General features: G+C 63.4%; 24 protein-coding genes and 1 tRNA gene (1 of these 25 running past the window's edge). 16 read left to right on the plus strand and 9 right to left on the minus strand.

Features of this window, described 5'->3' with window-relative positions:
• Positions 1-88: 88 nt before the first annotated feature.
• Complete coding sequence (locus GLX_RS11435; RefSeq protein WP_014106110.1) at positions 89-1,555, plus strand: circularly permuted type 2 ATP-grasp protein; 1,467 nt, start codon at positions 89-91, stop codon at positions 1,553-1,555.
• Positions 1,537-2,559, plus strand: coding sequence for an alpha-E domain-containing protein (locus GLX_RS11440; RefSeq protein ID WP_041247378.1), 1,023 nt, complete (start codon positions 1,537-1,539; stop codon positions 2,557-2,559). Before GLX_RS11435 ends, GLX_RS11440 begins: the two co-directional genes overlap by 19 nt.
• A gap of 114 nt (positions 2,560-2,673) precedes the next feature.
• Here the strand turns inward: GLX_RS11440 and GLX_RS11445 are convergent.
• From GLX_RS11445 to GLX_RS11465, 5 genes are all read right to left on the minus strand, one after another.
• A tRNA-Gln gene (locus GLX_RS11445) sits at positions 2,674-2,748 on the minus strand.
• Between the two features lie 92 nt (positions 2,749-2,840).
• Positions 2,841-3,482: a TetR family transcriptional regulator gene (locus tag GLX_RS11450; RefSeq protein WP_014106112.1), complete on the minus strand. Its 642-nt coding sequence runs from the start codon at positions 3,480-3,482 to the stop codon at positions 2,841-2,843.
• Between the two features lie 61 nt (positions 3,483-3,543).
• Entirely contained in the window at positions 3,544-4,380 is an 837-nt protein-coding gene (proC, locus tag GLX_RS11455; RefSeq protein ID WP_014106113.1) for a pyrroline-5-carboxylate reductase, read from the minus strand.
• Positions 4,380-4,883 carry a type III secretion system chaperone family protein gene (locus tag GLX_RS11460; RefSeq protein ID WP_014106114.1) on the minus strand — a complete coding sequence of 168 codons (504 nt, stop codon included), beginning with the start codon at positions 4,881-4,883 and terminating at the stop codon, positions 4,380-4,382. Before GLX_RS11460 ends, proC begins: the two co-directional genes overlap by 1 nt.
• A 164-nt stretch (positions 4,884-5,047) precedes the next feature.
• The gene (locus GLX_RS11465; protein ID WP_014106115.1) at positions 5,048-5,338 is read right to left on the minus strand and encodes an accessory factor UbiK family protein; all 291 of its coding nucleotides are present in this window, start codon (positions 5,336-5,338) and stop codon (positions 5,048-5,050) included.
• A 184-nt stretch (positions 5,339-5,522) separates the two neighbouring features.
• Between GLX_RS11465 and rfaD the strand changes: the two genes are divergently transcribed.
• The 14 genes from rfaD to GLX_RS11535 all read left to right on the plus strand — a co-directional run bounded on the left by rfaD (position 5,523) and on the right by GLX_RS11535 (position 17,995).
• The gene (gene rfaD, locus GLX_RS11470; protein ID WP_014106116.1) at positions 5,523-6,503 is read left to right on the plus strand and encodes an ADP-glyceromanno-heptose 6-epimerase; all 981 of its coding nucleotides are present in this window, start codon (positions 5,523-5,525) and stop codon (positions 6,501-6,503) included.
• A 58-nt stretch (positions 6,504-6,561) separates the two neighbouring features.
• Positions 6,562-7,422, plus strand: coding sequence for a prolipoprotein diacylglyceryl transferase (lgt, locus tag GLX_RS11475; RefSeq protein ID WP_014106117.1), 861 nt, complete (start codon positions 6,562-6,564; stop codon positions 7,420-7,422).
• Entirely contained in the window at positions 7,419-8,471 is a 1,053-nt protein-coding gene (locus tag GLX_RS11480) for a class I SAM-dependent methyltransferase (protein ID WP_014106118.1), read from the plus strand. Before lgt ends, GLX_RS11480 begins: the two co-directional genes overlap by 4 nt.
• Entirely contained in the window at positions 8,471-9,265 is a 795-nt protein-coding gene (pgeF, locus tag GLX_RS11485) for a peptidoglycan editing factor PgeF (protein ID WP_041247379.1), read from the plus strand. The genes GLX_RS11480 and pgeF overlap by 1 nt, the downstream gene beginning before the upstream one ends.
• An 8-nt stretch (positions 9,266-9,273) precedes the next feature.
• On the plus strand, positions 9,274-10,770 hold the full coding sequence (locus GLX_RS11490; protein WP_014106120.1) for a hypothetical protein: 1,497 nt from the start codon (positions 9,274-9,276) through the stop codon (positions 10,768-10,770).
• Between the two features lie 151 nt (positions 10,771-10,921).
• Complete coding sequence (locus GLX_RS11495; RefSeq protein ID WP_014106121.1) at positions 10,922-11,911, plus strand: ribose-phosphate pyrophosphokinase; 990 nt, start codon at positions 10,922-10,924, stop codon at positions 11,909-11,911.
• Between the two features lie 68 nt (positions 11,912-11,979).
• On the plus strand, positions 11,980-12,570 hold the full coding sequence (locus GLX_RS11500) for a histidine phosphatase family protein (protein ID WP_014106122.1): 591 nt from the start codon (positions 11,980-11,982) through the stop codon (positions 12,568-12,570).
• Positions 12,571-12,683: 113 nt separating this feature from the next.
• Positions 12,684-13,301 (plus strand): 50S ribosomal protein L25/general stress protein Ctc, encoded by a 618-nt coding sequence (locus tag GLX_RS11505; protein WP_014106123.1) that lies wholly within the window; start codon positions 12,684-12,686, stop codon positions 13,299-13,301.
• Between the two features lie 38 nt (positions 13,302-13,339).
• Positions 13,340-13,912, plus strand: a complete 573-nt coding sequence (gene pth, locus GLX_RS11510) for an aminoacyl-tRNA hydrolase (RefSeq protein ID WP_014106124.1) — start codon at positions 13,340-13,342, stop codon at positions 13,910-13,912.
• 6 nt (positions 13,913-13,918) lie between these two features.
• Entirely contained in the window at positions 13,919-15,013 is a 1,095-nt protein-coding gene (gene ychF, locus GLX_RS11515) for a redox-regulated ATPase YchF (RefSeq protein WP_014106125.1), read from the plus strand.
• Between the two features lie 44 nt (positions 15,014-15,057).
• Positions 15,058-16,341: a glutamate-5-semialdehyde dehydrogenase gene (locus GLX_RS11520; protein ID WP_014106126.1), complete on the plus strand. Its 1,284-nt coding sequence runs from the start codon at positions 15,058-15,060 to the stop codon at positions 16,339-16,341.
• Between the two features lie 53 nt (positions 16,342-16,394).
• Positions 16,395-16,988, plus strand: coding sequence for a nicotinate-nucleotide adenylyltransferase (locus GLX_RS11525; RefSeq protein WP_148268674.1), 594 nt, complete (start codon positions 16,395-16,397; stop codon positions 16,986-16,988).
• Between the two features lie 80 nt (positions 16,989-17,068).
• Complete coding sequence (rsfS, locus tag GLX_RS11530; protein WP_014106128.1) at positions 17,069-17,533, plus strand: ribosome silencing factor; 465 nt, start codon at positions 17,069-17,071, stop codon at positions 17,531-17,533.
• Positions 17,534-17,536: 3 nt separating this feature from the next.
• Positions 17,537-17,995 carry a 23S rRNA (pseudouridine(1915)-N(3))-methyltransferase RlmH gene (locus GLX_RS11535; RefSeq protein ID WP_014106129.1) on the plus strand — a complete coding sequence of 153 codons (459 nt, stop codon included), beginning with the start codon at positions 17,537-17,539 and terminating at the stop codon, positions 17,993-17,995.
• 13 nt (positions 17,996-18,008) lie between these two features.
• Here GLX_RS11535 and GLX_RS11540 read toward each other — a convergent pair whose 3' ends face one another.
• From GLX_RS11540 to GLX_RS11555, 4 genes are all read right to left on the minus strand, one after another.
• Positions 18,009-18,779: a CHAP domain-containing protein gene (locus tag GLX_RS11540; protein ID WP_014106130.1), complete on the minus strand. Its 771-nt coding sequence runs from the start codon at positions 18,777-18,779 to the stop codon at positions 18,009-18,011.
• A 320-nt stretch (positions 18,780-19,099) separates the two neighbouring features.
• Complete coding sequence (locus GLX_RS11545; RefSeq protein ID WP_014106131.1) at positions 19,100-19,450, minus strand: RidA family protein; 351 nt, start codon at positions 19,448-19,450, stop codon at positions 19,100-19,102.
• Between the two features lie 81 nt (positions 19,451-19,531).
• On the minus strand, positions 19,532-20,167 hold the full coding sequence (locus GLX_RS11550; protein ID WP_014106132.1) for a nucleotidyltransferase family protein: 636 nt from the start codon (positions 20,165-20,167) through the stop codon (positions 19,532-19,534).
• A protein-coding gene (locus GLX_RS11555) for an XdhC family protein (RefSeq protein WP_014106133.1) crosses the window boundary here: on the minus strand, positions 20,164-21,203 show its 3' portion. It continues 46 nt past the right edge of the window; 1,040 of the gene's 1,086 nt are visible here — the last part of the coding sequence; the start codon falls outside the window, past its right edge; it ends in the stop codon at positions 20,164-20,166. The genes GLX_RS11550 and GLX_RS11555 overlap by 4 nt, the downstream gene beginning before the upstream one ends.

The following is a 21,203-nucleotide window of genomic DNA, read 5'->3' on the forward strand; positions in this document are numbered from 1 at the left end:
CGTAGTAACGGATCGAAATGATTAACGGCAGGTGGGTGGATATGATTCCTTCGCCCCTGATCCACCTCCACTCCAGCGGGGGTAGGGCATGAATGATATGAAAATGGCAGCACAGGCAGCCGGGCTGTTTGCGACGTATGACGTTCCGGATTTTTTCTGTGAACTGCTCAACCGCAGGGATATCCCGCCACCGGGACTGCAACTGGTGCGTGATCGCCTGGCCTGTTTCGATCTGGGCGAACTGCGGCGCAGGGCAGCCGCTGTGGAGGCACAGTTCTACCGTCTGGGCATTACCTTTACCGTCTATTCCGACCGCGAGGCGATTGATCGCGTCCTGCCGTTCGATGTCATTCCCCGCGTGCTGACCGCGCTTGAGTGGGACCATGTGGAACGTGGCGTGCAGCAGCGCGTGCAGGCGATCAACCTGTTCCTGCACGATATCTATCATGATCGCCATATCCTGCGCGATGGCGTGGTGCCCGAGCACCTTGTGCTGGGTAACGCCAATTACTGTCAGGCCATGGTGGGGCTGGATGTGCCCGGCGGTGTTTACGTGCATATCAACGGCACCGACCTTGTGCGCGACCGCGATGGCCGGTTCCTGGTGCTGGAGGACAATGCCCGCACGCCCTCGGGCGTGTCCTATGTGCTTGAGGACCGGCAGATGATGCTGCGCCTCATGCCCGACCTTGCCACCGGGCTGGATATCCGCCCGGTGGATGAATACGGTCCCCGCCTGCACCGCGCGCTGGCGGAGGTGGCACCCCCAGGTGTTGCCGACCCGCAGGTGGTCCTGCTTTCACCGGGTATCTACAACGCCGCGTATTTTGAACATGTGTTCCTGGCGCGCGAAATGGGCATTCCGCTGGTTGAAGGGCGTGACCTGATGGTGGAGGACGGGCGTGTCTATATGCGCACGGTGGGCGGCCCACGGCCGGTCCATTCCATCTACCGCAGGCTCAATGATGACTTCCTTGACCCGCTGGTCTTCAATCCCGACAGCCTTCTGGGCGTGCCGGGGCTGGTGGATGCCTACCGCCGGGGCAACGTGACGCTGGCCAACGCCCTTGGCACCGGTGTGGCCGATGACAAGGCGGTCTATGCCTACATGCCGCGTATCATCCGCTACTATCTGGATCAGGACCCGATCCTGACCAATGTGGAAACCCATATCTGTGGCGAGCTGGAAGGGCTGACCTATACGTTGGCCAACCTAGAGCATCTGGTGGTCAAGCCGGTGGGTGAATCCGGTGGTTACGGGCTGCTCATCGGCCCGCATGCAACCCAGGCCCAGCTTGAGGAATTCCGTAAGCTACTGCGCGCCAATCCCGCCAATTACATCAGCCAGCCCGTCATCAGCCTGTCGGTCTCGCCCACTTTGTGCCCGGCGGGCGTGGAGGGGCGGCATGTGGACCTGCGGCCCTTTGCCGTAACCGGGCGTAACACATGGGTTCTGCCCGGTGGCCTATCGCGTGTGGCGTTGCGCAAGGGGTCGCTGGTGGTCAATTCCTCGCAGGGTGGCGGGGCGAAAGATACATGGGTGCTGGCATCATGACACAGGTTTCAGCCTTTCCTCCCCCCGTGCTGCCGGGGCTGCGCAACCTGCTCTCGCGCTATGCCGAAAGCACGATGTGGCTGGCGCGCTACATGGAGCGCATGGAGAACATGGCGCGGCTGATCGAGGTGACAAGCACCTCCGTACAGGCAGGCAACATGGATGCGGGGTGGGACAGTGTCATCCGCATCAACGCCGATGACGCGCTGTTCTTCCAGCATCACGAGGCCGCGACAGAGCGCAGTGTCGTGTCCTTCTACATTACTGACCGTGACAACCCCGATTCCATCGTGTCCATGGCGCGCTGTGCGCGTGAGAACGCCCGGGTGCTTCGTCCACTGATCTCGACCGAGATGTGGATGCACCTCAATGTCTTTACCCGCTGGGTGATGGATCTGGGGCCGGATGATGTGGGGGCGGGGTATCTTTCCACCCTGTGTACCCGGCTCAAGCAGGACTGCCAGACCCATTTTGGCATTACCGAGGGCACACTGTACCGCGATCAGGCGTGGCTGTTCTATATTCTGGGCAAGAATCTGGAACGCGCGGACCAGATTACCCGGCTGATCGATATCAAATACCATACCCTGCTACCCAGTGGCGCAGGGGTGGGATCGAATATTGATATGAGCCAGTGGACATCGGTGCTGCGGTCGGCTGCGGCCTATCACGCTTTTCGCCGCGTGCTGCCCGAAGGCATGACGCCCGCCAATATCGTGGGTTTCATGCTCAAGAATGATGGTTTCCCACGTTCGCTTTCCGCCAGTCTGCGCGGTGTAGACTGCGCGCTGGCGTCACTTGCAGGAGAATACCGCTTGCGCCATTGCGGTCCATGTCAGGAGCGGGTGGAAGAACTGCGTGTGACATTGGTCGAGCAGACGGTAGAGGACATCATCATGCGCGGCCTGCATGAATACATGGACTGGATCCAGCGCCAACTCAGGCAGATCCAGAACGATATTGCTCAGGCTTTCTGGCCACCAGTGGTGTCCGTGCAGGCATAGGGTTCAGGGAATAAGCGTTTTCAGCTACCGCTTTTTTCAGGAAGGCGGTATGCCCTGACGCTTTTTGAAAAAGCACCATCAAAAACGTTTTTATGATTTTCAGATGTTGAAAACTGGCTGGGGCGGGAGGGTTCGAACCTCCGCATGGCGGAATCAAAATCCGCTGCCTTACCACTTGGCTACGCCCCAGCAGGACACGTATCACGCGATTCGCATGATCCGGGGATGTTCTAATGTCTAAAGGGCGCTCCCGTAAAGGGGGAAGCGCCCGGTTTCCTCATTCAGGCGAAAGGTTCCAGCGGCAGGTCAACCATCGGGTCGGTATCCGCATCGTGTGCCGTGCCTGCGGTGGTGGATTGCGGGGTGGCCGGTCCCAGCCCGGTAAAGCGGGCCGCGCGGTCCAGCGCCTGGTCAAGGGCGGCCATGGTCAGGCCCATGTCCTGGCTGTCGTCTTTGTCCCATGTGCGCAGGGTCAGGGTCCAGACACCCAGCAACGCCTGCAGGCGCATCGCACCGGCCAGGCCCGTGGTGTCCATCCCCGCAGCATCGGCAATCCATTTCATGCTTTCCACCGTGGCACCGCCCAGTACGATGGCAAGCGGCGGGTTCAGCGGCACGGCGCGCAGTACGGCGCGCACGCCCTCGCGGTACTGCTGGAACACGTCAAGGCGGCGCATGAGCATGTCGAACAGCTTTTCACGCACGCTCCCTTCGGAGCCATCCTCGACCAGGGCGGCCTCATCTGCCAGACGCCCCAGGGTCATCAGGAGCATGGTCTTGCAGGCAAAGCGTTTGCGCGCGGTATCCAGGCTCAGTCCCACATCGCGCGCAGCGTCAACGACCGTTGTGCGGCGCCACCCGTGCAGGGCGGCACGTTCCAGGGCAGAGCGGAGAAGGGTGGCGTCAAACTGGTCGTTGTCCATAGTAAAGCGAGGTCTTCCGGGTCAGGGGTTCAGCGGGGGCAGGCCATGTGGGCGTGCATGGTCATGAAACGGGCAACGCGCCCGACAGTTCACGCGACCGCCGGGCGGCCGCCCGTACGGCGGCAGACAGGGTAGCTGGCCATGCATCGGGCGCCATCAGCACGTCAAGCGCCTTTTGCGTGGTACCGCCCGGACTGGTTACGTTACGGCGCAGGGTGGCGGCATCCACGCCACTGCGTACCATGAGCGCGCCAGCGCCAGCTACTGTCTGGCGTGCGATCTGGCGGGCAAGGTCTGGGGGCAGTCCTTCGGCAATACCGGCCTCTTCAAGCAGTTCGGCCAGCAGGAAGACATAGGCCGGCCCGCTGCCCGATATGGCGGTTACCGCATCCATCTCGTCTTCATGCTCGATCCAGGCCACATCGCCCACGGCGCGCAGCAGTCGCGTGCATAGGGCACGCTGTGCAGCGGTTGCGGCGGGCGGGGCATAGCATACGCTCATGCCCTGTCCGACGCTGCTGGGGGTGTTGGGCATGGCGCGGATTACGAGCGGCATCGGGCTGCCCGCAGGCAGGGCGTCTGTCAGGCAGTCCGTCAGATCGCCCGCGCGGCGCCCCGCCAGAACGGACAGCACCGGCGCACGCAGCGCGAAGGGCGCTATGGCGGTCATGACGGCATCGACCTTCTGCGGTTTGGTGGCCAGCACGATCATGCCGGGGTGAAAGCTGTCGGGCACCTCATCCGCGCTGCGCACCAGATGGTGCGGAGCGGGAACGGAGGGCCTGTGCCGGTCAATGATGAAGGAAGGGGCAAGCCCTTCCTTCAGCCATCCATCGAGCATGGCTCCCCCCATGTTGCCACAGCCTACAAGCAGGAGGGGGGGAAGCATCGCATCCATCAGGCCATTCCCGCGCAGTCAAGCATGGCGGCTTCCAGCGCCTCGGCCGGTTTCTTGCCGCCCCAGAGCACGAACTGGAAGGCGGGGTAGAAGCGTTCGCATTCGGTCAGGGCGATGTCGATCATGTCCTCCAGGCTTTCCATGGAGGCCCCGCGTGAGCCACGTAGCAACACGGCATGGCGGAAGACCGGGGTACCATGCTCCAGGTCCATGCCGAAATGACCGATCCATAACCGCTCGTTGGCCAGGGCCACGAGTTCGAACAGGTTCTGACGCTGCTCGGCCGGGACCTTGAGGTCGAATGTACAGGTGAAATGCATTGCACTGACTTCTTCCGACCAGCAGAAGAACAGGCCGTAATCGCACCATTTGCCCGGTGCTTCGGCAGCCATTTCCGAATCGCTGCGACGTTCAAAATTCCAGTCATATCCGCCTACGATCTGTTCCATCAGATCGAGTGGATTCGTATTGCGTGTGCGTGTTGTCTGAGTCAGAGCAGGCATGTGGCACTCCCCGAAGCCGTCGTGGAGGAAATCCGGCGCGATGGCAGGATTCCGTGTCTCTGCAACCCGTTCCGTGTCCTGTTGCGGGGAATCAGGACATGGAGCGTTCCGTTACCCTATGGCGCGCGCGCAGCGGCTGCAAGCATTGTGCTTGGCCGTAACGATCAGGTGCCGGAGTGGGGTGCGGGTGCGGTCAGGCTGGCTTCCAGGTCGGATACGCGTTCTTCCAGCCGGGTAATCCGGTTTTCCATTTCGGACTGCGCGAGGCGGGCACGGGTGGCGACTTCGCGCACCACTTCAAATTCGTCGCGGCGCACAAGGTTCAGGCTGCCGAGTGTTTCGTCCACGCGGGCGCGGACAATGGCACCGATTTCCTCGCGCACGCCAGCAAGGGCCGAGAACGCGCCGCCGGCCACGCCGGCAAGGTCATCAAGAATGCGGGGCCTGTCGGACATAATGGATACTCCATAAACGTACCGCGCCGTGTCCTTGACCAGACTGCGGGCGCGATGAAAGGCACCACTATAGACACATTGCCGCCCCGAGGCTATCCGCACGATAGTCGTGGTCGTGCACAGGCTGCTACCATCAACTTCCAGACGACAGGCAACTTCCAGGCAACAGGCGGGGCGCGGGACAGTGATCGTGATTACGGGGGGCGCGGGCTTTATCGGTTCGTGCATGCAGGAGGCACTTCATGCGCGCGGCGTGGAGACGGTGGTGGTGGACTGGCTGGGCAGCGCGGGCAAGTGGCGCAACCTGCGTCACCACGCTCCCGCCCGGATCATCGCCCCCGAGGCGCTGGCGGCATGGCTTGCCACCGGCCCGGATGTGGAGGCAGTGATCCATCTCGGCGCGATAAGCGAGACCACGGCTACGGATGGCGATCTGGTCTGGCGTACCAATGTAGACCTGTCGATGCAGTTGGCCGAGTGGTGCGCGCAGGCAGGCGTGCGTTTCATCTATGCCTCCTCCGCTGCCACCTATGGCGCTGCGGACCGGGTGGAGCAGTTCAGTGATGACCCGGCGGGGGTGGACCGACTCAGCCCGCTTAACCTGTATGGCTGGTCCAAGCAGGCATTCGACAGTAACCTGCTGCACCGGCTGGGCAGGGGCGAGTTGCCCGGTCTGTCCTGGGCGGGCCTGAAATTCTTCAACGTGTATGGCCCCAACGAGTACCACAAGGGGCGCATGATCTCGGTGGTCAGGGTCAAGTATGACGAGGCGCGCGCGGACCAGCCCCTGCGCCTGTTCCGCTCCGATGTGCCGGGCCTGGCCGATGGGGCGCAGGCGCGTGATTTCATATGGGTGGGCGATGTGGTGGATGTCATGCTCTGGCTGCTTGAGCACCGCCATGTCAGCGGGCTGTTCAACTGTGGCACGGGTGTTGCGCGCACCTATGTCGATCTGGCGCACGCGGTGTGCGATGCGGCGGGGGTGGCCCGCCAGATCGAATTCATTGACATGCCCGAGAGCCTGCGTGGGCAGTACCAGTCCTTTACCTGTGCGGACATGCGCAGGCTCAGGGCGGCAGGATACACACGCGCCTTCACCACGCTGGAGGATGGCGTGAGTCATTATGTGCAGAGCTACCTTGCCCGTCCCGATCCCTATCTCTAGGCCCCTATCGCCGGGCATCGTGCCCGATGCACCACAACCTTGACATGAAAGTGGGCCGATGCTGCCTGTCCTGATCTTTCCGCAGTTCGATCCGGTAATGGTCCATTTCGGGCCGCTGGTCATACGCTGGTATGCCATGGCCTATATCGTCGCCCTGGTGGCGGGGTGGCGGATTGCGCGCCACCTGGTGGCCCTGCCGCCACGCGCCGCGACCACCGTGCAGGTGGATGACTTCCTGACATGGGCAACGCTGGGCGTGGTGCTGGGGGGGCGGCTTGGCTACATCCTGTTCTATCAGCCGGGCTATTATCTGGCCCATCCGCTCAATATCCTGCAGGTCTGGCACGGTGGCATGTCGTTCCATGGCGGGGCGGCCGGGGTGATCATTGCGCTGATCGTATTTACGCGGCTTAACAAGCTGAGTTTCCTTGCCTTTTCGGATCGGATCACGACCGTAGTGCCCATCGGGCTGGGGCTGGGGCGCATCGCCAACTTCATCAACGGCGAACTGTGGGGGCGGCCTGCATCCGATTCCCTGCCATGGGCCATGATCTTTCCCGATGCCGGGCCACAACCGCGTCATCCTTCCGAACTGTATGAGGCATTTGCCGAAGGGCTGGTGCTTTTTGTCGTGCTGTGGTGTGTATCGCGCAGCCTGCGCGCGCGCCAGCATCCGGGCTTCATCGCGGGGCTGTTCCTGTTCGGTTATGCGGTGGCGCGCACGGTGTGTGAATGCTTCCGTGAACCCGATGCCTTCATTGGCTTCCTGCCCTTTGGCGTAACCATGGGGCAGGTGCTGTGCGTGCCCATGGCCATTGGCGGCGCGGGGCTGATGCTCAATGCCTGCCTGCGGCCCGCACGCACATCCGTCATGGCCGAACCCGATGCGGCGCAGGCGGATGGCAGGATCTCACGGTGAGTGGTGCGGCCGAACGCCTGGACCATTTCATGGCCCGGGCCAATGCCGCCTACTACGCGGGGTGTGACCCGTTTGCCGATTTCATCACGTCGCCCGAAATATCACAGGTTTTTGGTGAACTGCTGGGCGCATGGACAGCCGCTGTATGGGCGCAGCTTGGCAGGCCGGACCCCTTTGTTCTGGTTGAGGCCGGGCCGGGGCGGGGTACGCTCATGGCCGATGCGCTGCGCCTTGTGCGCCGCGTGGCCCCGGACTGTCACACTGCCGCCCGGCTGCACCTGATCGAGACCTCGCCCCGCTTGCGCGGCATACAGGCCCGCGCGCTGGATGGCATGGCCCCTGTGCCCGTGTGCTGGCATGACAGCCTTGCCACCGTGCCCGATGGCCCGATGATTTTCCTGGCTAATGAATTCCTTGATGCACTGCCCATCCGCCAGTTCATCCGGCGGGTAGGGGGCTGGGCGGAACGGTTTGTACGGCATGGTGCATTCGTGGCGGTGCCTGTGTCCTTTCCGCCCGATCACCCGGCAGGCACGCGCGCGGTGCCAGAAGGGGACGTGCTGGAAACCTGCCAGCCCGCGCTGGACTTCACACAGGCTCTTGCCACCCGTCTGGGGCACGCATCAGGTGCGGCGTTGCTGATTGATTACGGTTACGACGCCCCCGCCTGGGGTGACAGCCTGCAGGCCCTGCGCGGTGGGCGCCCGGCAGACCCGCTGCATGATCCCGGCACGGCGGACCTGACCGCCCATGTCGATTTCCGCTCCATCGCGCAGCGGGCCGCGCAGTGTGGGGGGGTGGATATATGGGGCAGCGTGCCGCAGGGACCATTTCTGGCCGCACTCGGGCTTGCCGCGCGCTGCGCCCAGCTTGAACGTGCGGCACCACGGCAGGCGGCACAGACGCGGGTGGCAGCGGCAAGACTTGCAGCGCCGGAGCACATGGGCCAGCTTTTTCGCGTGCTCGGGCTTTCGGCGGGGCTGGTCGGCGGATTGCCCGGCTTTGCGGGCAGGCGTGGGACTGAGGTCGCGCCCAACAGGGGAACATGATGATGACGGACAGCGCCATAACGGATGCACAGGTCGTGCGCGCGCCGCTGCTGGCTGCCGCCCGGCACGGGTTCTTTACCCGTCAGGGCGGTGTGTCTACCGGCCCGTATGCCAGCCTGAACTGTTCTACCCGCTCGGCCGATACTCCCGAAGCACTGCGTGAGAACCGCCGCCGGGTGGCGCAGTACGTAGGCGTGCCGCTTGAGCATCTGCTGGGCCTGACACAGGTGCATGGCGCGCGAACCCTGAGTGTCACCGGCCCATGGGCGACAGGTGCCGGGCCGGAGGGGGACGGTCTGGTAACAAGCCAGCCCGGCCTCGCACTGGGGGTAATTACTGCTGACTGCGCGCCCATCCTGTTCAGCAATGCGCACGGCACGGTGGTGGGGGCAGCACATGCGGGCTGGCGCGGGGCATGTGGCGGTATTGTGGAGTCGGTGGTGGCCGCCATGGGTGCGCTGGGCTGTGCGGCCGATGGGATCAGCGCCGTGGTCGGTCCCTGCATCGCCCCCCATAGTTACGAGGTGGGGCCGGACATGCGTGATGCGGTGCTGGCGTGCGATGCATCCGCCACCCGCTTTTTCGTGCCCGCCGTGCGGAAGGATCACTTCATGTTCGACCTGCCCGGCTACTGCGTGGGGCGACTGGAGCGCTGCGGGGTGGGGCAGGCTGCCGCGGTGGGACTCGACACCCTGCACGATGAAGCTCGGTTTTTCAGCCATCGTCGCCGCACGCTGGCCGGTGGGGGCCCGATCGGCCACCAGATTTCCGTTATTGCCTGCCGGGCGATATAGATAGGATCATGATGTCAGAAGTTTCTGCCCGGCGGCTGGTCATGGTGTCAGCCGTTGTTGCACTTGGTGCCCTTGGTGGCTGCATGAGCATGCCGCACCCCTTCCGCCCCACCGGCGCGGGCAGTGCGGCACAGGCACCGACCGCGCGGCTGGCGGTGCCGGTCTCGACCGCCTCGGGCACGGACGCGCAAGCCACGCAGATCTGGCAACACGCTATGGTCGAGGCCCTGCTGGCGCAGTCCGTGCCCGCCATGGGCCAGCCTGTGCGTCCTGGGGACTGGTGGCTGAAAATGACCACCGCCGCCCGTAATGGTGCGGTTGTGCCGACCTATGCCGTCATCACCCCCAAGGGAGAGGAACGCGGCCATATGGAAGGCGCTCCCGTTCCCGCCGCCCAGTGGCAGGCAGCCGACGGGCAGGCCGTCGCGCGTTCAGCACAGGGGGCGGCACCGGGTGTGGCTGAATTGCTGACCGGTATCCAGGCCGCCCAGATGCAAAAGGACCCCAACAGTCTCAAGAACCGCCCCGCGCATGTCTATTTTGCTGGTGTGCACGGCGCACCGGGTGATGGCGACCATGCCTTGGCGCAGGCCTTTATCGCCGCTTTCCCCGATGCGCATGAGGATATCCGCCATACAGCCACTGGGGCCGATTACACCGTGCGCTGCTCCGTGGTGCTTAATGATGCGGTCACGACGACCTCGCTGAACCCCCAGCAGCATATCGTGCTGACATGGCAGGTGGTCGATGCACAGGGCAAGGAGGCAGGTGCCGCCACCCAGATCCATGATATCGCGGCCCATTCGCTTGACAAAAAGTGGGGAGAGGTGGCGGTCACTGCCGCTGATGAGGCCGCTGGTGCTGCCCGCCAGATCATAACGCGCTATTCCGGCCGGGCGAACCTGCCGCTAGCTGCGGATGGCACGCTGGGCGCGCAGCCGGTGGCAACCCCATCGCAGGCCGCACCAGCGCGGTTCGTTGCGTCACAGTCCGCGCGCGCTACGTCTGTCGAGTCCCGTCAGGTCGTAGCAGGCGCGACCATGCCAACCGCCACGTTGCCTGTTGCCAGTACGCCCGTGGTCCCGGCCGCAGGCGCGTCCGTGCCGTCTGCGCCCGTGCTTCCGGCGGCGGTGAAAGCCCCGGTGGCTTCGAGCACGCCGGTAATTGCACCGCGTGCTGCGGTTGCGCCGGAAATGATTGCAAAACCGGTTGTCAGTCCGGCGGCACCGGTTGCGCCCGCCGCTGCCCCGGTACCCATGGTGGCGTCCACTCCCGCCGTAGCACCCGCATCCCGGACCAGGTTGGCGACCGCCCGGCCTGCGGTTCCGGCTGCACGACAGGCCGATGGCTGGCCACCCATGCCCAGCGCTACGGTTGTTTCCACTCCTGAAACGAATGCCGCCGCCCCGCAGGAGATCCATGGCACGCCTATGCCCGCCACCCCGCCCGTGGCGACGCGACCCTTTCCCGGCGTGACCCTGCCGCCACGGCGCGGACCGGTGTGACGGATACGCAACGACGGGCTGATGTGCGGCAACTGCCCAGCATAGACAGGTGACAGTCCATGTGCCGGTTGTTAGAAGGCGGCACATTAAGGAACAGGGGCGCAAAAAACAGGTGCCCCATCGCCTGATCGCCGCCCGGGAGCGCCACACGATGAAAATTGTCGCCTGTAACAGCAACCTGCCTCTGGCCGAAAAGGTCGCGATGGAGCTGGGTCTGCCGCTTTGCAATGCGACCGTGCGGCGCTTTGCCGATATGGAAATCTTTGTCGAGATCCACGAGAACGTGCGCGGCGAGGATGTGTTCGTGATCCAGAGCACCTGTTCGCCCACCAACGACAACCTGATGGAACTGCTGATCATGCTCGATGCGCTGCGTCGGGGTTCGGCACGGCGCATCACGGCGGTCATGCCATATTTTGGCTATGCCCGGCAGGACCGCAAATCCGGTCCCCGCACGCCCATCAGCGCCAAGCTGGTTGCCAACATTCTGGTTGAAGCGGGTGCGAACCGCGTGCTGACCATGGATCTGCATGCCATGCAGATCCAGGGTTTCTTCGATATTCCGGTGGACAACCTGTATGCTGCCCCTCTGTTCACGCGCGATATTCGCGGCCGCATGAAGCTGCAGGGCGAACCCCCGCTGCCTTATGAGGCCCCGCCGATGGACATTGCCGGTGGTCCCCACAACCTCATGATCGTTTCGCCCGATGTGGGAGGCGTGGTGCGTGCGCGGCAGTTGGCGCAGCGGCTAAATGTTGACCTTGCCATTATCGACAAGCGTCGTGAGCGCGCCGGTGTGTCCGAAGTCATGAACGTGATCGGTGATGTGCGGGGGCGCTATTGCGTTCTGGTGGATGATATTGTCGATAGCGGCGGCTCGCTGTGCAACGCGGCCGAAGCCCTGATGAAACACGGCGCCGCAGCGGTGGAAGCCTACGTGACCCACGGCGTGCTGACCGGCAGCGCGGTCAGCCGCATAGGGCAGTCGCCGTTGGGGATGCTGACCCTGACCGACAGCATCGTGGCGACCCAGGCGGTGAAGGACTCGGCCAATATTCGCCAGATCAGCACGGCGGCCCTGATTTCGCGCGCCATGCAGGCCATTTCGGATGAAAGCTCGGTCTCCTCGCTGTTTGACTGAAGGCGGCATTGACCGTAGCCGCTGCCCGGCGTTACCCACCAAGAGGTTGCACATAGAAGGAACGCCCCATGACCGACCTGATTTCCCGGCCCTACTGGTATCTGCGCCATGGGGAGACTGACTGGAATGCACAGGGCCGCTCACAGGGGCGCACGGACATTCCGCTCAATGCCACCGGAATCGCGCAGGCAGAGGCGGCGGGCCTGCTGCTGGCACGGCACTGGCGCGATCATGCGCCGATCGTGCGCATTGTGTCCTCGCCGCTGGTGCGCGCGCGCCGCACGGCCGAGATCGTGGCCGACCAGCTTGCCGCCCACGGTGCGCCCCGCTTTGAAGTGGCGCTGGATGACGGGCTGAAGGAAGTCTGCTTCGGTGACGAGGAAGGCAAGCCGATGGGCACATGGTACGACAGCTGGATCGCAGGCGAGTACACCCCCCCCAATGGCGAAAGCTTTGCCGACCTGCGCGAACGCGCGGTCTCGGCCGTCAACCGCGCGCTGGAGCATGAGGGCGTGCCGCTGATCGTCTGCCATGGCGCCATGTTCCGCGCCCTGCGCGCGGCCATGCACCTCAAGCCTAATGTGCGTCTGCCCAATGCCACGCCGATGTGGGCCGAACCTGGCCCCACGCCGGTCTGGAGCCTGAGCGCCCTTTCCTGAAAAACCGGGCGCGAAGGCCGGGGGTGATTGCATCAGGCGCGGTTTTCCGTTAAAGGCCGCGCACGCGCTGGCACCCCTGGAGGCCTGCGCGCTTTTGTTTCAGGAGCAGACAAGTGACCAAATTCACGAAAATCGAAGTCTCTTCGCGCGCGAAGGCTGGTAAGGGGGCAGCGCGTGCAACGAGGCGTGCCGGGCTCGTGCCCGGTGTTATCTATGGCGCAGGCCAGGAACCCGTCCTGATCGCGCTTGACCCCCGTATCGTCCGCCGTGAACTGCACAAGTCCGGCTGGCGGTCGCGCATCTATGATATTTCCGTGGAAAAGGGCGTATCCGTGCACGCCCTGCTGCGTGAAGTGCAGCTGCACCCCGTGTCTGACGCGCCGATCCATGTGGACTACCAGCGTCTGGCCGCAGGCCACAAGGTGCATGTGGAAGTGGAAATCCGCTTCGAGGGTGAAGAAGTCTCCCCCGGTGTGAAGCGCGGTGGCGTGATGAACATCGTCCGTCACACGGTGGACGTTGTGGTTGATCCGGCCAACATCCCCGAGTTCTTCACTGCCGACCTGTCCAAGCTCGACTTCCACGACAACGTGCGCTGGGCAGACCTGAAGGGCACGGAAAACGTGACCCCCGTGCTGCATGACAACAACTTCGTCATCGTCAATGTGGCACCGCCCAGCGTTGATGAAGACGCCGAAGCCGCCGAAGGCGAGGCAGAAGCCGAGGGCTGATCCACCCCCACCGCCGCGAATATGACAGGAGATAAACGATGCTGCTCTGGACCGGTCTTGGTAACCCCGAGCCGGGGATGAGCCGGAATCGTCATAATGTCGGGTTCATGGCGGTGGACCGGATTGCCGGGCGCCACGGGTTTTCCCCGTGGCGCAGGCGCTTCCGTGGGGAGGTGGCCGAAGGCATGGTCGGGCGGCACAAGGTGCTGCTGCTCAAGCCCATGACCTACATGAACCTCTCGGGTGAGAGTGTTCAGCAGGCGGCGGCCTTCTACAAGCTGCCAGCCGAATCCATCACGGCATTCCATGATGAACTTGACCTGGCTCCCGGGCGCATCCGTGTAAAGCGTGGCGGCGGGGCTGCGGGGCATAATGGCCTGCGGTCGATGGACCGCATGCTGGGCACGAAAGAATACTGGCGCGTGCGGCTTGGCATCGGGCATCCCGGCAGCCGCGAGCGTGTGACAGGCCATGTGCTGGGTGATTTTTCCCGCGCGGACCACGAGTGGCTTGACCCGATGCTTGATACGCTGGCTGATGAGGCTGTGCTGCTGGCAGGAGGCGAGCCGGAACTGTTCATGACAAGAATGGCCGCGCAGGCCGGGGAGTAAGGGCGTATGGGCTTTAACTGTGGCATCGTGGGCCTGCCGAATGTGGGCAAATCGACGCTGTTCAATGCCCTGACCGAGACCGCATCGGCGCAGGCCGCGAACTATCCGTTCTGCACCATCGAGCCCAATGTGGGCCGCGTGGCGGTGCCCGATGCGCGACTGGCCAATCTGGCGCGTATTGGAAAATCGCAGAAGATCCTGCCAACCAGCCTTGAATTCGTTGATATCGCGGGCTTGGTGCGCGGTGCCTCACGTGGGGAGGGGCTAGGCAACCAGTTCCTGGCCAATATCCGCGAAGTAGATGCGATCATCCATGTGCTGCGCTGTTTTGAAGATGACGACATCACGCATGTCGAAGGGGGTGTCGATCCCATCCGTGATGCGGAGATCATCGAGACCGAACTGATGCTGGCCGACCTTGAATCGCTGGAAAAGCGGATCGTGGCGTTGCAAAAGAAAGCGCGTGGTAATGACCGCGAGGCCGCAGCCCAGGTCGAACTGATGGAACCGCTGATCGAGGCGCTGCGCGAAGGTCGGCCCGCACGTGAGGCGATCCCGGCAGGGCAGGAGGAAGCGGTGCGCCGCCTCCAGCTCATGACATCCAAGCCCGTGCTGTATGTGTGCAATGTGGATGAAGGTTCGGCTGCCACCGGCAACGAATTTTCCGAGCGCGTACGCGCCCGCGCCGAAGCGGAAGGGGCGGCGATGGTTGTTGTCTCCGCAGCTATCGAGGCTGAGGTCAGCCAGCTTGGCGCGGAAGACCGTGTGGAATTCCTCGAAGGCCTCGGCCTGAAGGATAGCGGGCTGGATCGTGTGATCGCGGCTGGCTACCGCCTGCTGGGCTTGGGCACCTACTTTACCGTAGGTCCCAAGGAAACACGGGCCTGGACCATTACCGAAGGCACGAAGGCCCCGCAGGCCGCCGCTGTCATTCACAATGATTTCGAGCGTGGCTTCATTGCCTGTGAAACCATCGCCTATGATGACTATATCGCCTGCAATGGTGAAGCGGGCGCGCGTGAAGCGGGCAAGCTGCGCATTGAAGGGCGGGACTACGTGGTACAGGACGGGGATGTCCTGCTGTTCCGCTTTAATGTTTGATACAGGACGCCCCGGTTCAGTCATTTTGTAAGGAGTAACGGATCATGGATAAGGCTGTTGCAACCCCCGTGCGGGCTGATGCACCGCAGCCGGACGTGGTCCGCACCATGGCGCTTGCCGCCCGCAAGGCCGGTCGTGTGCTGGCCCGCAGTGCGACGGCAACCCGTAATGATGCCCTGACAGCCGCTGCTGCCGCCATGCGTGCCGCCCAGCCCGAACTGCTGGCGGCCAATGCGCGTGATCTGGCGGCCTTTACCGGGGCTGCCGCATTTCGTGACCGGCTGACGCTCAACCCCGAACGGGTCGAGGCCATGGCGCGTGGACTGGAGCAGGTGGCTGCCCTGCCGGACCCTGTGGGTCATGTCATGGCGGAGTGGGACCGACCCAATGGATTGCGTATCCGCCGCGTCGCCACCCCGGTGGGGGTGATCGGCATGATCTATGAAAGTCGCCCCAATGTGGGGGCCGATGCTGCTGCTCTGTGCATCAAGTCCGGTAATGCGGTCATCCTGCGTGGTGGGTCGGACAGCCTGAACAGCGCGCGGGTGATCCACGCCGCCATGCAGGCCGGGCTGAAGACTGCCGGTCTGCCGATGGACTGCGTGCAGATCCCGCCCGATGCTGACCGTGCGCATGTGGCCTCCATGCTGGGGGCTGCCGGACTGATCGACCTTATCATTCCCCGTGGCGGCAAGTCGCTGGTCGAGCGGGTTTGTGCGGAAGCCCGCGTGCCGGTGCTCGCCCATGCGGAAGGGCTGTGCCACACCTATGTGCATGCGGCAGCTGACCTTGAAATGGCGCGGCGCATTGTGCTCAACGCCAAGCTGCGCCGTCCCGGCATATGCGGTGCGACCGAGACGCTGCTGGTGGATCAGGCGATTGCGCCCAAGATCCTGCCCGGCCTGATCGAGGATCTGGCCACCCGTGGCTGCGCCTTCCGTGCCGATGCCCGTGCGCGTGACATCGTACCCGACCTGCCAGCGGCAACGGACGCCGATTTTGCTACCGAATGGCTGGATGCCGTCCTGTCCGTTGGTGTGGTGGATGGTGTGGAGGACGCGCTGGACCATATCGCCCGCTATGGCAGCGCACATACCGAGGCCATCGTGACGGAAGACGCCACGGTGGCCGCCACCTTCCTGAACGGGACGGACAGCGCGGTCGTGATGTGGAATGCCTCTACCCAGTTCTGTGATGGGGGGGAGTTCGGATTCGGGGCCGAGATCGGCATTGCCACCGGGCGTTTTCATGCCCGTGGGCCGGTCGGGCTGGAACAGCTGACCACCTACCGTTACGAAGTGATCGGCACGGGGCAGGTCCGGCCCTGACCTTGTTGCGGGGCAGCGGCGGCGCGCTGCCCGCTCGGGGTGACGGGCGGCACATGCGTGTGGGCCTGCTGGGCGGGTCGTTCAACCCGGTGCATGAAGGCCATATCCAACTGGCCTGCAGGGCATTGCGCCAGTTGCGGCTGGATCAGGTCTGGTTCCTTGTTTCGCCGGGCAACCCGCTCAAGCCAGTTGCGGGCATGGCCCCGCTGGCGCAGCGACTGGCGGGGGTGCGGGCGCGTATTCGGGGTATCGGGGGCAGGAAACTGGTGGCTACCGATATCGAAAGCCGGTTGGGCACGCGCTATACGGTAGATACGCTGGTGCGCCTGAAACGGCTTTTCCCGCATGTTCGGTTTGTCTGGCTGATGGGAGCGGACGGCCTGGCCCAGATGGAGCGGTGGCGGCGCTGGCCCGATCTCATCCGCATGGTTCCGCTCGCGATCCTGCCGCGGCCGGGTTATAATGGTGCCGCATTGCACGGGCAGGTTGCTCATGTGCTGGCCCGCTGGCGCCACCCCGCGCGGGAGGCAGGCACGCTTGCCCAGTGCGTACCTCCGGCATGGGTCTTCCTTCCCGCGCCACAGAACGCTATATCAGCTACAGAAATACGTGCATCGCAGGCCAGTTTCGGCCGCCGACGGGAGTAACAGCCATAACCAGAAAGCCTACAGCCGAGGGCAGCGCCAAGCGCCGTACCGGCAGCACCCTTCCCGCCGGGCAGCCGCGCGTGACCACTGGCGCACTGGGGAGTGCCGTGCAGGTGCCAGGCACGCCGCGCAAGAAGGCGGCCGTGGCTGGTCCTACATCCACCCAGACCCGTGAAAGCGACCCGCGCGTGGACCAGTTCCTTGAGATCATCACTACGAGCCTGGAAGATGACAAGGCCGAAGATATAGTCGTGATCGACCTGACGGGACGGGCATCTTTTGCAGACCGGATGGTGATTGCAACCGGGCTTGCAGACCGCCAGATCACGGCCATGGCCGCGCATATCGACCGCAAGCTGGGTGAAGCCGGGCTGAAGCGCATCCGTACCGAAGGAGCCAGTGGCTCCGACTGGGTACTGCTGGATGCGGGCGACATCGTGGTACATCTGTTCAAGACCGAAGCGCGCGCGCTGTATGGCCTGGAACGGATGTGGGGTGCGGATCTAGATGTACCGCCGGAAGCGCCACCCACGCCGGTGGAATAAAACTTGTTTCACCTGATTGCCGTTGGCCGCATGAAGGACCGGGTGGAGCGCGACCTGTTCGAGCGCTACGCCAACCGGATTTCACCCCGCATCAAGCTGACCGAACTGGCTGAAGGGCGGGGTGCTCCCAATGAAATCAAGCGCCGGGAAGGGCAGGCCATTCTGGCCGCTCTACCCGAGCGCGCGCTTGTTGTCGCCATGGATGAAGGGGGGCGGACCTACGATAGCCTGGCCTTCTCGCGCATGGTGGAGCAATGGGTGGAAACCCCACGGCCATTATGTTTCGTGATTGGTGGAGCCGAAGGGCTTGATGCCCCGGTGGTACAGCGCGCCGATCATACGCTTTCGCTGGGCAAGATGACATGGCCGCATATGCTGGTGCGCGGCATGCTGGCAGAGCAGCTTTATCGTGCCCGTGCTATTTCAGCAGGCCATCCGTATCACCGCGCCGGGCGGCCCTGAGCGTTTTGCAACCTTAACGCAGAGAACGATTCGGCACATCATCCGTATAGGCCAGAGAGGACGAAGCGTGGCCTGCAATGCCCTCGGGGGCTTCCGCCACTTCCGTGTTGTTGTGGCGGCCACGGGTCTGTGCCTGCGCCATCACGGTCGGGTTGCGCATGGCTTTCTGGTATGTCGTCAGCATCACGTCCGAACTCGTGGCCGGGCGGGCGTAGATGAAGCCATAAGTGGGATAGATGCTGCCAAATTCACCGCTGCGGCTGTTCAGTGCCACGCGCACGGCCGACCAGTCATTGTTGGGGGAGACATCAATGACCGGGACATCACGGCTTATGCCGCCCTGACCCCAATGTGACTGATCAATGATGATGGTGCGGTTGTTGACCAGTTGCCGCACAACCGCCACATGGCCAAGCGGCATGCGGCGTGTGCCACGGAAGTTGAGCACGCTGCCTGCTTCCGGTGCGCTGCCACGGGCATAGCGGCCTGCCGCGTTATACCACCAATCCACCGCATTGCCGCGGATTTCAACATCCGATGCGGATTTGGCAAAAGCCACGCACTGGATTACATGCCCGCGTTCATGCACATGCCCGCGTCGGGTGGTCACATGGTGGATATTGCTGCGCCCGTGTGACGTGGCGGACGCATGCGCTGTAGCGGGATGGATGTGGCTGGCATGCCGGGTAGTGGTATGTGCATGCCCCTGTTCCGAAAACATGAATCCGAACGTGGCGCTGAGAACGGAAAGCAGGACGCCACGCTTCAGGTTTCTGATCCACATCTTCTACAATCTCTCCACCGCATTGGGGTGATTCTTTAATAACCGGCTCACATCGTGTTCATCGAGTAGCAAGCCCTGTGCAAGTCTGACAAGCCTGCGCTGTGAAGGATGAACAGCAACGCAGCATATTTAACTCAAAAATGGCATCTTAATAAAAAAATAGGAATAAATTCTTTATTAGGACCGATCGCTCCCTGTTTTCTGCTCATAAAAAGCCCATAAACAGGCAGGGAGAACAGAAGTGGAATGATTCTGGGGAGACAGGAAAGTTGCAAAAATGTGACATGTTTCGCACGGTCTCTTCTGTCTCCCCATATGTATTACTTTGTGGCGATCAGCATGATTTCGACCAGCACGTCCGGGTGAGCCATCTTGGCTTCCACGCAGGCACGGGCAGGGGCACCGCCCTTGGGCAGCCACGGGCTCCATACGGCATTCAGGGCATCCCGGTCGTTAATGTCCTTCAGCCAGATCTGGGCCTGCAGCAGGCGGGTGTTGTCGGTGCCATGCAGTTCCAGTGCCTCGTCGATCTGGGCGAGGATATCCTTGGTCTGGGCCGTGATGTCGGCCGACAGGTCACGCGCCACGAATCCCTGCGTGAACAGGAAGCCATGATATTCCACTACCTTGGACAGGATGGGGTTTGGTTCGGTACGGATGATCTTGCTCATGTTACTGGTCCTGGTTTGTTGGCAGGCATGCGGGTGGTCCACATGTGCTGTCTCCTCTCTTCGCGCCGGTCCGGTCCAAGGTCAACCGCCAGTATAAAGACGGCTGAAATCCACCAGTCGGGCCGGGGTATCGAAATCCTCGACCGTTTCCGTGCTGGCTTCGACCCGCAGCATGTCCGCCCCATACTGCTGCAATAGCGCTCGTGCCCCTTTATCGCCCTTCTGCTCCATGAGGGCCGGGAAGAGGGTGCGGTTCCATAAAATCGGGTTTCCCCGCCTGCCATCATGAATCGGCATGACGCCGGGGCGGTCTGGACTGGCGACAAAGACTGCAATCATGCGGTCGAGCAGGGCAGTGGTGATCCGTGGCATGTCACCCAGGCAGATCAGTGCGCCCGCTACGTCATGCTGCCCAGCCGCCTGTATGCCGGCTGCCAGTGTGCGTGAAAGGCCCGTGCCGTGGTTGCGTGCGCTGAGGCACAGGTGCGCGCGTTCGGGCGGGATGCCGCGCAGGGCGGCGGCATGGATTTCGGTACTGCGGTGCCCGAACACGATAACAAGCGGGTCGGCCCTGCTGGCGGCAACCGCGCGCAGTGTGCAAGCGATCATGGGCAGGCCGGTTGCATCGGGGGCCAGCAGTTTGTGTGTGGGTGCCGTCCGGCTGGAAGCGCCCGCCGCGAGCACGATGGCCGCAACCCGCATGCAGGTTCCGCTCACGTCCAGCCCGATATGCGCCCCAAGGGTCTGTCATGCCGCACGGCCACAATTTCGGCCAGGATGGACAAGGCGATTTCCGCAGCCCCCACTGCACCGATGGCAAGCCCAACGGGACCATGGATGCGGGCAATCTGCGCGGGCGTGAAACCCGCTGCCGCCAGACGTTCCATGCGGGAAGCCTGGGTTTTGCGCGAGCCCAGCGCACCTATATAGAAGGCGTCGCTACCAAGGGCGTATTGCAGGGTCGGGTCATCAAGTTTGGCGTCGTGGGTAAGGGTCACGATGGCGGTCTGGTTATCGACCCCCATCTGCTCCAGCGCCTCGTCCGGCCACTCAGTATGCAGCGTGATGCCCGGAAAGCGCTCGGGCGTGGCAAGCTGGGTGCGGGGATCAACCACGGTCACGTCAAACCCGGTTGTCTGCGCCATGGGGGCAAGGACCTGGGCAATATGCACGGCGCCCACAACCAGCAGGCGCGGCTGCATGGGAACGAGATGGAGGAACCATGTGGTCTGGCCCGCATCATCTTCCAACCGCAGGCTGCGGCCTGTTGCAAAGGCTTCCATGGCCCGGGCATGGAGTCTGGCCTCCAGCCCGTCTGCATCCGGTTCGGTCCGGGGGGGATTGGAATAAAGCAGGTGAGTGCGGCCTGTTGCCAGTTCGGTTGCCATGATGACCGGAATGCGCGCCCGCCGTTTTGCGGCCACGGTTTGCAGCATGTCCAGTTCCAGCGTGCCCTGTGGGTGTTCGGGGCTGCGGATGGCGACCACATACACATCCAGCAGGCCGCCACAGGCCAGACCCACGACCCAGGCATCATCGCTTGAGACCCCATAGGACAGAGAAGCAGGCCGGCCCATTTTCATCGCGGTGCGGGCCTCCTCGATCACGGCACCTTCCACGCATCCTCCACTGACCGAACCTTCAATGCGGCCGTTGGCGCATACGGCCATCATGCTCCCGGCAGGGCGGGGGGAACTGCCCCATGTCGAGGTCACCGTTGCCATGGCGCAAGGCTGTCCCGCCCGTGCCCATT

The organism is Komagataeibacter medellinensis NBRC 3288 (assembly GCF_000182745.2).
Taxonomy (GTDB): Bacteria; Pseudomonadota; Alphaproteobacteria; order Acetobacterales; family Acetobacteraceae; genus Komagataeibacter; species Komagataeibacter medellinensis.

Bases quoted from the DNA above. Each gene is read 5' to 3' on its own strand.
- GLX_RS11495 (WP_014106121.1), top strand. From the start codon at position 10,922: ATGAAAATTGTCGCCTGTAACAGCAACCTGCCTCTGGCCGAAAAGGTC.
- proC (WP_014106113.1), bottom strand. From the start codon at position 4,380: ATGGATGCGATGCTTCCCCCCCTCCTGCTTGTAGGCTGTGGCAACATG.
- GLX_RS11450 (WP_014106112.1), bottom strand. From the start codon at position 3,482: ATGGACAACGACCAGTTTGACGCCACCCTTCTCCGCTCTGCCCTGGAA.
- GLX_RS11460 (WP_014106114.1), bottom strand. From the start codon at position 4,883: ATGCCTGCTCTGACTCAGACAACACGCACACGCAATACGAATCCACTC.
- GLX_RS11435 (WP_014106110.1), top strand. From the start codon at position 89: ATGAATGATATGAAAATGGCAGCACAGGCAGCCGGGCTGTTTGCGACG.
- pth (WP_014106124.1), top strand. From the start codon at position 13,340: ATGCTGCTCTGGACCGGTCTTGGTAACCCCGAGCCGGGGATGAGCCGG.
- lgt (WP_014106117.1), top strand. From the start codon at position 6,562: ATGCTGCCTGTCCTGATCTTTCCGCAGTTCGATCCGGTAATGGTCCAT.
- ychF (WP_014106125.1), top strand. From the start codon at position 13,919: ATGGGCTTTAACTGTGGCATCGTGGGCCTGCCGAATGTGGGCAAATCG.
- GLX_RS11465 (WP_014106115.1), bottom strand. From the start codon at position 5,338: ATGTCCGACAGGCCCCGCATTCTTGATGACCTTGCCGGCGTGGCCGGC.
- GLX_RS11440 (WP_041247378.1), top strand. From the start codon at position 1,537: ATGGGTGCTGGCATCATGACACAGGTTTCAGCCTTTCCTCCCCCCGTG.
- GLX_RS11500 (WP_014106122.1), top strand. From the start codon at position 11,980: ATGACCGACCTGATTTCCCGGCCCTACTGGTATCTGCGCCATGGGGAG.
- GLX_RS11525 (WP_148268674.1), top strand. From the start codon at position 16,395: ATGCGTGTGGGCCTGCTGGGCGGGTCGTTCAACCCGGTGCATGAAGGC.
- GLX_RS11545 (WP_014106131.1), bottom strand. From the start codon at position 19,450: ATGAGCAAGATCATCCGTACCGAACCAAACCCCATCCTGTCCAAGGTA.
- pgeF (WP_041247379.1), top strand. From the start codon at position 8,471: ATGATGACGGACAGCGCCATAACGGATGCACAGGTCGTGCGCGCGCCG.
- GLX_RS11490 (WP_014106120.1), top strand. From the start codon at position 9,274: ATGATGTCAGAAGTTTCTGCCCGGCGGCTGGTCATGGTGTCAGCCGTT.
- GLX_RS11520 (WP_014106126.1), top strand. From the start codon at position 15,058: ATGGATAAGGCTGTTGCAACCCCCGTGCGGGCTGATGCACCGCAGCCG.
- GLX_RS11540 (WP_014106130.1), bottom strand. From the start codon at position 18,779: ATGTGGATCAGAAACCTGAAGCGTGGCGTCCTGCTTTCCGTTCTCAGC.